The following is a 9,434-nucleotide window of genomic DNA, read 5'->3' as shown; positions in this document are numbered from 1 at the left end:
AACACACAAACGGCGCAGCCTATCATCTCCTTCATCTCATAAACGTAGAAACTCGGTTAGATCCAGAACACCGGTTTAAAAAACAACTAGCAGTGCCGAATCACCAGACAGCTTCAAATATCGTCGAACTGGACAATCGAAATAGTCTGGGAAGCAGGTTCCGTTGAACATGGATCTTCGTCAAAAGCGATATCACCCGTCGGATCGGCCATGCCTGTCGCGCGCAAACCGCCGAACGGAAACAGCTTGTGATCCATCAAATGCGACGGCACCACGTTCGACAACGCGTTGAACATATTCTCCACGCGTCCGGGAAAGCGCTTTTCCCAATCGCGAATCAGCGCCTTCATTTCCGCGCGCTTCAGGTTTGGCTGGCTGCCGCACAGGTTGCAAGGAATGATCGGGAATTCGCGCAGTTCGGCGAACTTCTCCAGATCCCTTTCCTTGATGTAAGCGAGTGGCCGGATCACGACATTCTTGCCGTCATCGGATTGAAGTTTTGGCGGCATGCCCTTCAATTTGCCGCCGTAGAACATATTCAGAAACAGCGTCTGCAGGATGTCATCGCGATGATGGCCGAGCGCAATTTTCGTTGCGCCCAATTCACCGGCCACACGATACAAAATCCCGCGCCGCAGTCTGGAACAGAGCGAGCACGTGGTCTTGCCTTCCGGCACGAGCCGCTTGACGATGCTGTACGTATCCTGATTTTCGATATGAAACGGGATATCGAGTTTGCTTAGATATTCGGGCAGCACGTGCTCGGGAAAACCGGGCTGCTTCTGATCGAGATTCACCGCCACGATGTCAAAATTGATCGGCGCGCGCTCGCGCAGCCGCATCAGCAGTTCGAGCATGGCGTACGAATCCTTCCCGCCCGAAAGGCACACCATCACCTTGTCGCCGTCCTCGATCATCTTGTAGTCGACAACCGCTTCGCCCACTTGCCGCGCGAGGCGCTTGAACAGCTTGTTGTTCTCGTACGCCTGCTTTTGCTCGTGGCGCGTCATCGGCTCGCGAATTTTCGGAACCGAAACTGGCTCGATAATCGAACTCATGCCGCCACCTCTTTGATGCGAAAGACCTCGACGCCAACGGCATCGCAATCGGGATAAACGTCCGGCTTTTCCGTCGATACCACCACTGCCCGCACATTCGGATGTTCGAGCAGCGCAGCGGCGACGTCATCGCAAAGGGTTTCCTGCAAGTGGATATGCCCCTTGCCCACACGTTTGGCGATGGTCGAGCGCATGAAGTCGTAATCGACGACTTCGCGCAACTTGTCCTCGACCGGCGTCGATAAAGCCAGCGGCACGAACAATTCCACGTTGATCACGACGCGTTGTTCGCCCTGCTTCTCGAAATCGTGCACGCCGATGTTGATGCGCACTTCGTAATTGCGCAGAAAAAGGCGCCGGCAATCGGCGAGCCGGGGATGCGAAAGAACGGCAAGCATGGTCGTGTCCTGGGAATACTGATTAACTTACTAGGTGCGGTCGGCCATCAAAAACATGACATCGCGCGGCGATGGCACGAGATGCTGCCCGCCGTCGACAACCAGCGTCGTGCCCGTCACACCGGACGCATCGGCGAGATAACACGCGGCCGCGACCACGTCTTCGACACGCGAAGCCCGGCCCAACGGCGTCACGCGATGCGCGGCTTCGAACTCGGCATCCGTCATGTCCGCCGATGGCAACGTCAGACCCGGCGCGAGCCCGACCACGCGCAACTTTGGCGCAAGCGCCTGAGCCAGCGCGACGGTCGCGGTTTCGAGCGCAGCCTTGCTCAACGTGTACGACAAATAGTCCGGATTCATGTTGTACAGCTTCTGGTCCAGCACGTTGATGACGCACGCGCGCCGGGTTTCGTCGTGGATGGCGGCATCCGGCGTGGCTTCGTGAAGCGCACGCGCCAGAGCCAGCGGCGCGGCCACGTTGACCGCCATCATCTCGAGCAGACGCGCGTAGCTGAAATCACGCGCGGTATCTTCCGTGAACCGGGATGCGTTGTTCACCACGCAATGCAGGCCACCCAACGCTTCGATACACCCCGGCACCAGTTTCGCGACATCGTCCTCGACGCCAAGATCCGCACCGAGCGCGACCGCCCGGCGGCCGAGCGCGCGGATCGCCGCGACGACTTCCTGCGCGTCCTGTTCCGAGCCATTGAAATGCACGGCGACGTCCCAGCCGCGCGCCGCAAAACCAAGCGCCAGCCCCCGGCCGATGCGTTTCGCCGCGCCCGTGATCAGCACGACGCGGGATTTGGGGGCGGAAGAATCAGGAGAAGTCGACGAAGAATCGCTCATTTACAATGCCGGAATGAATCCAAAAGCTCACGAATCCGACAGTTTACCTGCTCCCGGCCCCGACGCGCTCGCGCAATCCGAACGGCTGACCGCGCGCATCCGCGAAGAAATCGCGTCCGTGGGCGGCTGGATGCCTTTCAGCCGATACATGGAGCTCGCGCTTTACGCGCCCGGCCTCGGCTATTACAGCGGCGGCGCGATGAAATTCGGCAAACGCGGCGACGATGGCAGCGATTTCGTCACCGCGCCTGAAATGTCGCCATTGTTCTCGGCAACGCTCGCACGGCCCGTCGCACAAGCGTTGCGGGACAGCGGCACGCGCAACCTGATGGAGTTCGGCGCCGGCACGGGCAAACTTGCGGCGGGTTTGCTGAACGCGCTCAAGGCGCTGGACGTTCCGTTCGAAAGCTATTCAATCGTGGATCTTTCGGGGGAATTGCAGCAACGCCAGCGCGCGACGATCGACGCCGATGCGCCGGAACTGGCATCGAAAGTCCGCTGGCTGAGTGCGTTGCCCGAACATTTCGAAGGCGTGGTGATAGGCAACGAAGTGCTCGATGCCATGCCCGTGCGCCTGGTCGTGCGCAAACTCGGCGAGTGGCACGAACGCGGCGTCATCTGGAGCCACGATCATTTCGCCTTCGACGACAAACCCCTGTTGGCCGCGCTCGATAACCCGCTGCTCGCCGAAATCGATACGACTATCGATGAAGTCAACGACGAGCCTTTCATTGAATATGTGAGCGAGACGCACGAAGCCGCGCTGGCTTTCACGCGCACGATTTGCACGATGCTCACCCGCGGCGCCGCGTTTTTCATCGATTACGGCTTTCCCCGGCGCGAGTTTTATCATGCACAGCGCGCGCAGGGCACGCTGATGTGCCACTACCGCCACCGGGCGCATGGCGATCCATTTCTGTATCCCGGCTTGCAGGACATCACGGCGCATGTGGAGTTTTCGGGGATCGCGGAAGCCGGAACCGAGGCGGGCGCGGATCTGCTGGGCTTCACATCGCAAGCGCGGTTCTTGATGAACGCGGGGATCACGGACGCACTTTCCGACCTCGATCCCACCGATGTCCGCCGTTTCCTCCCCGCAGCAAACGCGGTTCAGAAGTTGTTGTCCGAGGCGGAAATGGGCGAGTTGTTCAAGGTGATCGCGTTTTCGCGCGGTATCGATGAAACAATCGCCGCGTTCTCGTCCGGCGACCGCTCGCACACGCTATGACGCCATGATCCGCTGGGTTCTCACCACGTTTATTGCGTTGACCATTCTTTCGGCCTCGTTGCCGTGGATGAAGAAACTCGGCATCGGCAAGTTGCCCGGCGATTTCACGTTGAAACTGTTCGGGCGCGAGTATTCGTTCCCGTTCATGTCCACCATCCTGCTTTCGATCATTCTTTCGCTGATCGCGCGGGCGCTCTAAGCGTTCTGAAGCGCCGCGTCCACGGCCGCAACCCGCGCCGCATGCACCGCGTCCTTGATCTTCGCCGGCTCGCTGGCGTATTGCTGCGCGACGGCGCCGGCATCGACCCCGCGCGCCGCCACCAGCGCCTCGCGCAAACGCTCGGCTTGCGGATACGGCTGCTGACTTAGACCAAGGCGGCCGCGTGCATCGGACACACAGGCTTGCAGCGCTTCGGCAAACCGCGCGGGCTTGCGCAGCGCATCGCATCGTTCGAACAAGCGAACCAAAGCGGCCGCCCCGAACTCCATCACCCGATGAATATTCCCGTGCTCACGCGCGACCAGCAGCGCGAGGTCGCGGCAATCGTTCGGCACGCGCAAACGCTCGCATAGCGGCTTCAGCAAATCGACGCTGCGCCCTTCATGCCCGACATGGCGCGGCAAGATGTCTTCCGGCGTGGTCGCCTTGCCGAGATCGTGCGTGAGCGCGGCGAAGCGGACGGGCAACGTGAAACCGTGCGACGCCGCGTAATCCACGACCATCATCACGTGAATGCCGGTATCGACTTCCGGGTGATAGTCGGCACGTTGCGCGACGCCCCATAACGAATCCACCTCGGGCAAGATCCGCACGAGCGCGCCGCATGCGCGCAGCGTCTCGAACATGCGAGACGGCTTTTTTTCCATCAACCCGCGCGATACCTCCTGCCACACACGTTCGGGCACGAGCGCATCGACTTCGCCATCGGCGACCATGCGTTTCATCAGGGCAAGAGTTTCGTCGGCGATGGTGAAATCAGCAAAGCGCGCCGCGAACCGTGCAATCCGGAGAATGCGCACTGGATCTTCTATGAACGCCTCGCCCACATGGCGGAACACGCGCGCTTCAACGTCAGCCCGGCCATTGAACGGATCGATCACCGGTCCGGTCAGTTCGCCATCCGGCCGGACTTCGCGCGCCATTGCGTTGACGGTCAGGTCGCGCCGGGCGAGATCTTCTTCGAGCGTGACATCGGGCGCGTAGAAAAACTGAAACCCGTGATATCCCGCCGATGTCTTGCGTTCCGTCCGCGCCAACGCATATTCCTCGTGCGTCTGCGGATGCAGGAACACTGGAAAATCCTTGCCGACCGGCTTGAAACCCTGCGCTGTCATTTGGTCGGGCGTGGCACCGACCACGACGTAATCGCGGTCCTGCACCGGCAAACCCAGCATTTCATCGCGGATTGCGCCGCCCACGGCATAGATGTTCATTGCTCTTTCCGCGCGCCTTCAATCCATTCGGCGACTTCCGGCATGGTGGTGATGTGCTTGCAGTAGTCGCGCGCATGGTCGCTGATCTTCGGCGCGTACGAGTTGAAGCGCATGACGACGGGCGCGAACATCGCATCTGCGATGCCGAATTCCTTGCCGAACAGGAACGGTCCGCCGTGCGCGCTCAGACAGTTGCTCCAGATCTTGTCGATGCGCTTCACGTTCGACAACGCCCCCGCCGTCAACGGCTGGCCGAACGCCTGACGCTGGATGTTCATCGACATTTGTTCGCGCAGATCGCCGAAACCCGCGTGCATTTCCGCGCTGATGCTGCGGGCGTGCGCGCGAGCGGCGGCATCGCGTGGCCACATGGCGTGTTGCGGGAAAAGCTCGGCCAGCGTTTCCATGATCGCGAGCGATTCCCAGACGGCGTCGCCGGCATCGGTCACGAGGCACGGCACCTTGCCGGACGGTGAATGTGCCAGGATGTTCGCGGTCGAGTCCGGCTGGCCGAGGCGGATCAGCACCTCTTCAAACGGAATGCCGAAGTGCTTGAGCACGAGCCACGGCCGCATGGACCACGACGACTGATTTTTGTCACCGATAACGAGTTTCATCGCAGAAATTTGAAGTTGAGTACTTGATTCAACGCCCCGCCGACGCACGGAACGTGTTGAAACGCGAACGCGTGGAGGCGCCCGTGAGATACATCGGCGCAATCGCCTCGACGCTCGCCGGATCGATGCCGAGTTCCGGCGCAATCGGCCCGCTGGCAATATTCGGCGCTTTCATTGAATCCAGATTATCGCGCGACATCATGGGTTCGCCGGGCGCGAGTTCCAGCGACATGGCCTGCAAGCGGCCAAGGCTGTCAGGCAAACGGATGATGCGCGCGTTCTTGCCGATCGCCGCGCCGCTGAAGCGCACGAGTTCTTCGAGCGTGTAGACCTTCGGGCCGGCGAGTTCGTATGCGCGACCGCTGGCGGCATCGAGATCGAGCGCGTTGACGAAGGCCTTGGCGACATCGCCGACAAATATTGGCTGGAATTGCGCCTGCGAACACGCGAGTGGAATGATCGGAAAGATCCGTTCAAGGAACGCGAACTGGTTCAGGAAGTTGTCCTCCGGACCGAAGACCACGGACGGACGAAAGATGGTCGTGGCCAGATTCGAATCGCGCACGGCTTTTTCGCCATCGCCTTTTGATCGCAGATACATGCTCGGGCCGTTCGAATCCGCTCCGAGCGCGCTCATGTGCAGAAGGCGTCGCACGCCTTTCGCCTGACACGCGGCCACGATCTTGTTCGGCAATTCGACGTGCGCCTTCGCGAATTGCGGACCGTAGGGCGCGCCACGTTTGCCTTGCAGCACGCCGACGAGATTGATGACGGCGTCGGCTTGCGAAACGAAAGCGGCGAGTTGAGCGGGATCGTAGACGTTGGTTTCGATCACATCCACGGGCAAGAGCGTGAGATGCGCCGCGTTCTCACGCCGCCGGGTGGCAATGCGCACGTTCTTGCCGACTTCGACAAGCGCGTTCACCAGATGACTGCCGATAAATCCCGACCCGCCGATCAACGCAATGGTTTGATGTCGCATATTCGCCTCTGTGAGTGACGTCGGCGGCGCGAAGGAAGCTTGAACGGCCGAGGCCGGGCGTGGCTTCCGGCGCGCCGCGTTGCCGGATAAGCGAAACGCGCGGCGAGTCTGATGCGATACGCTTACGGCGCGATGTAGCCGAGCCGCGCCTTCAGCGATTGCGGACGACCCTCGAACAACGCCGCGTAGTACACGGTGTTCGACAGCACGTTCTTGACGTAATCGCGGGTTTCGGTGAACGGAATGGTTTCAGCAAAAATCGCGCCCTCTACCGGACCGGTCAGCGTGGAGCGCCATTGTTTCGGCCGGCCCGGGCCGGCGTTGTAACCGGCTGTTGCCAGCACAGCGGAGTCGTCGAACTGGTTATAGACCATGGCCAGGTAGTTCGTGCCGAGGAGAATGTTTGTATCGATGTCATTCATCTGCTCACGCGAAACCGGACCCATGCCGATCTTCTTCGCCACGAGCTGCGCGGTTCCGGGCATCAGTTGCATCAGGCCGCCCGCACCAACCTCGGACTTCGCGTTGATGATGAAACGCGATTCCTGGCGGATCAGGCCGTAGGCCCATTCGATATCCAGCCCGGTATTTTTCGATTCGCGGTCGACCACGTCCTTGTAGGGCGCCAGGTAACGCAGCGAGAAATCGTGCTCGGTCCTGGTTTTATCGGCGGTATTCACCGTGCGGTCGAACAATTCGATACGCCGAGCGTACTGCGCCGCCGCCAGCAACTGACGATCCGTCATGGTCCGTAGCGGCCAGTTCCATTCGCGGTTGCCTTCGAGGCGCAGGTTCATGTTGTAGAACTTCTGCGACAACGCGAAACCCGGAATGGTCTGGGCTTGTGCGATTTCGGCGTCGGTCACGGTCGTGCGCGGCGGCACGGTGATCTTCTGCCCCAGTTCTTCCGATGCCAATTGGCCGTAGAAATTGAACTGATCGGCGATGCTCGTGAATTCCTGCGCGGCAGTGGCGGTGTCGCCGGCCTGCTTCAAGGCGCGTCCGTGCCAGTAGATCCACGTTGCTTGATTACGCAGCGCGGGCGGCATCTGCTCGATCGACCAGCGCACCATGGTCCAGTCGCCGGCGAGCAACGCCATGCGTGTGCGCCATTCGTAGGCCGAATTCGACAATTGCGCATTCACCGACAACCGGTACCAGTCCACTGCGCTCGGCATGCGCTTCGACGCAGCCTGATACGCAATCGTGCCCCAGCCGGTAGCGCGTTCCAGCGGCGTCAGGGCCGGCGCAACAGAACTGAACGATGCCGCGGCCATGGCCGGATCGTTGCGCGCCATGCGCGTGATGGCCAGCAACGCGAGCTGGTGCGACGACGTGTCCCGGCCTACGCCACGCGCCAGATAGAGCGGCGGCGTGTTCGAGGCGCTGTCGAAGGAATTCTGACTCGGGCGCTGCTGACCGAGCGCGTCGGCAATCTTGCTGGCGGTGTTCGTGTAGTTTTGCTCGTTCGCGAGACGAATCTGTTGCCAGACGTCATCGGACGTAAATTGCTGCGATACCGCCAATGCGTTGATCAGGTCCACGCAACCGTCGCCATACCATTTAGGATCCACGAGCAATGCCCGCGCGGCGTCCGACACGTTTTCCCCCCGCGATGCCCGTGCTTCGAGCGCGTAGCATTTCACCTGCGTGTCGTCGTTCAGGACGAAACGCTGATACTGATCGAGGAAATTGCGCCAGTCGTGGCGGGCGCCCAGCACGACGAGATAATCATTTCGCATGCGATCCGCGATAGCCTGGCCGTCGTAGCGCTGCAGGAACGAAAGCACGGGTTCATCGGGTGCATCCACGCGCGCGTGCCCCTGCGAGTCGAAAAGCTGCGGCTTGAGCGTGAAATATTCGACGTAACCCGGCGCCGGATAATTCGGAATTTGCGCCGCGAGCTGCATGGCGCGGCCGGCGTCATTCGAGCGCGCGGCTTCGCGCAACTGAATGAAAGTGCGGTCATCTTGCGACAGCGAATAATCGACTGAAGGACGAACCGCCGATGCGGTGCTGCACCCGATCAGCGTGATCGCGGCGAGCGCCGTGGCGGCTGCGAGATATACTCGTTTGAGACGTTTTGACATCGTTTTTTGTGGAGCGCGAAGTGATCCAGAGCATAGCATGCAACCCTCTGATGGAAGCCAAAAGCACGCTGCGTGCGAGCTTGCTTGCGACCCGCGAAACACAAGGCGGCGAGGCTGATCACGAGGCGCGTGGCGAAGCGCTCGCGCGGCGCTTGATGGAGGGCGTGGGGCGGTATCCGGAGGCATCGTGTATTGGGTTTTACTGGCCTGTTGCCGGCGAGTTCGATGCACGCAATGTGCTGAGCGTCTGGCTCGCGCTGGCGGCGTCGCGGACGGCGGCGTTGCCGGTGGTTGTTGCTCCGAGGCAACCGCTCGTGTTTCATGCGTGGCGTTGCGACTCTGCCATGAAGAAGGGGCGTTATGGGATTGCAGTGCCGGAGGAGGAGCGGCTCGTAGTTCCGGATCTTCTGTTGATTCCCTGCGTGGGGTTCGATGCCGACCGGTATCGGTTGGGGTATGGCGGCGGGTATTACGACCGGACGCTGGCGTTTTGGCCCGCGGACAGGAAGCCCGCTACGATCGGGGTGGCTTTTGAATCTGCCAGGTGTGATGCGTTGCCGCGGGGGGAGTTTGATTTGCCGCTGGGGGCGATTGTTACTGAATCGGGGATTTATTGAGGCTAGCGCCTGGTGGGTTTTAGTAGTGGTCGGAGTTTATGCCGGGTTGTTGCTGGTTGGGCTACCGCGCGGTTTATTTTGGGTGATTTCTTTAGCACTATTAGCCACTGTCCGTGGCGGCACTCCATTTCACGGGTAATGCGCTGACGCTTGGT

At 60.8% G+C, this 9,434-nt stretch carries 10 protein-coding genes; 3 read left to right on the top strand and 7 right to left on the bottom strand.

Features of this window, described 5'->3' with window-relative positions; translation table 11 throughout:
* Positions 1–113: 113 nt before the first annotated feature.
* The 3 genes from ttcA to ACFFAR_RS15805 are packed head-to-tail and all read right to left on the bottom strand — an operon-like array spanning position 114 to position 2,311.
* On the bottom strand, positions 114–1,058 hold the full coding sequence (gene ttcA / locus ACFFAR_RS15815) for a tRNA 2-thiocytidine(32) synthetase TtcA (RefSeq protein ID WP_062000590.1): 945 nt from the start codon (positions 1,056–1,058) through the stop codon (positions 114–116).
* The gene (locus tag ACFFAR_RS15810; protein WP_062000591.1) at positions 1,055–1,456 is read right to left on the bottom strand and encodes a dihydroneopterin aldolase; all 402 of its coding nucleotides are present in this window, start codon (positions 1,454–1,456) and stop codon (positions 1,055–1,057) included. The genes ttcA and ACFFAR_RS15810 overlap by 4 nt, the downstream gene beginning before the upstream one ends.
* A gap of 30 nt (positions 1,457–1,486) precedes the next feature.
* Positions 1,487–2,311 (bottom strand): SDR family oxidoreductase, encoded by an 825-nt coding sequence (locus ACFFAR_RS15805; RefSeq protein WP_174363592.1) that lies wholly within the window; start codon positions 2,309–2,311, stop codon positions 1,487–1,489.
* A 13-nt stretch (positions 2,312–2,324) separates the two neighbouring features.
* Between ACFFAR_RS15805 and ACFFAR_RS15800 the strand changes: the two genes are divergently transcribed.
* Both ACFFAR_RS15800 and ACFFAR_RS15795 read left to right on the top strand, forming a co-directional pair.
* Positions 2,325–3,539, top strand: coding sequence for an SAM-dependent methyltransferase (locus tag ACFFAR_RS15800; RefSeq protein ID WP_174363593.1), 1,215 nt, complete (start codon positions 2,325–2,327; stop codon positions 3,537–3,539).
* A 4-nt stretch (positions 3,540–3,543) separates the two neighbouring features.
* Positions 3,544–3,738 carry a DUF2905 domain-containing protein gene (locus ACFFAR_RS15795; protein WP_062000594.1) on the top strand — a complete coding sequence of 65 codons (195 nt, stop codon included), beginning with the start codon at positions 3,544–3,546 and terminating at the stop codon, positions 3,736–3,738.
* Here the strand turns inward: ACFFAR_RS15795 and ACFFAR_RS15790 are convergent.
* The 4 genes from ACFFAR_RS15790 to ACFFAR_RS15775 form a co-directional block, all read right to left on the bottom strand.
* Positions 3,735–4,973 (bottom strand): multifunctional CCA addition/repair protein, encoded by a 1,239-nt coding sequence (locus ACFFAR_RS15790; RefSeq protein WP_174363594.1) that lies wholly within the window; start codon positions 4,971–4,973, stop codon positions 3,735–3,737. The two genes, ACFFAR_RS15795 and ACFFAR_RS15790, sit on opposite strands and share 4 nt — an antisense overlap.
* Entirely contained in the window at positions 4,970–5,590 is a 621-nt protein-coding gene (locus tag ACFFAR_RS15785; RefSeq protein WP_062000596.1) for a glutathione S-transferase family protein, read from the bottom strand. Before ACFFAR_RS15785 ends, ACFFAR_RS15790 begins: the two co-directional genes overlap by 4 nt.
* Before the next feature lie 28 nt (positions 5,591–5,618).
* Positions 5,619–6,572 carry a complex I NDUFA9 subunit family protein gene (locus ACFFAR_RS15780; protein WP_062168318.1) on the bottom strand — a complete coding sequence of 318 codons (954 nt, stop codon included), beginning with the start codon at positions 6,570–6,572 and terminating at the stop codon, positions 5,619–5,621.
* A gap of 122 nt (positions 6,573–6,694) precedes the next feature.
* Positions 6,695–8,662: a transglycosylase SLT domain-containing protein gene (locus ACFFAR_RS15775; RefSeq protein ID WP_375508100.1), complete on the bottom strand. Its 1,968-nt coding sequence runs from the start codon at positions 8,660–8,662 to the stop codon at positions 6,695–6,697.
* A 50-nt stretch (positions 8,663–8,712) separates the two neighbouring features.
* Between ACFFAR_RS15775 and ACFFAR_RS15770 the strand changes: the two genes are divergently transcribed.
* On the top strand, positions 8,713–9,279 hold the full coding sequence (locus ACFFAR_RS15770) for a 5-formyltetrahydrofolate cyclo-ligase (RefSeq protein ID WP_174365648.1): 567 nt from the start codon (positions 8,713–8,715) through the stop codon (positions 9,277–9,279).
* The last annotated feature ends 155 nt before the right edge of the window (positions 9,280–9,434 follow it).

This window comes from uncultured Caballeronia sp., from assembly GCF_964243625.1.
Taxonomy (GTDB): domain Bacteria; phylum Pseudomonadota; class Gammaproteobacteria; order Burkholderiales; family Burkholderiaceae; genus Caballeronia.
This window is presented reverse-complemented; position numbering and strand designations above follow the sequence as displayed.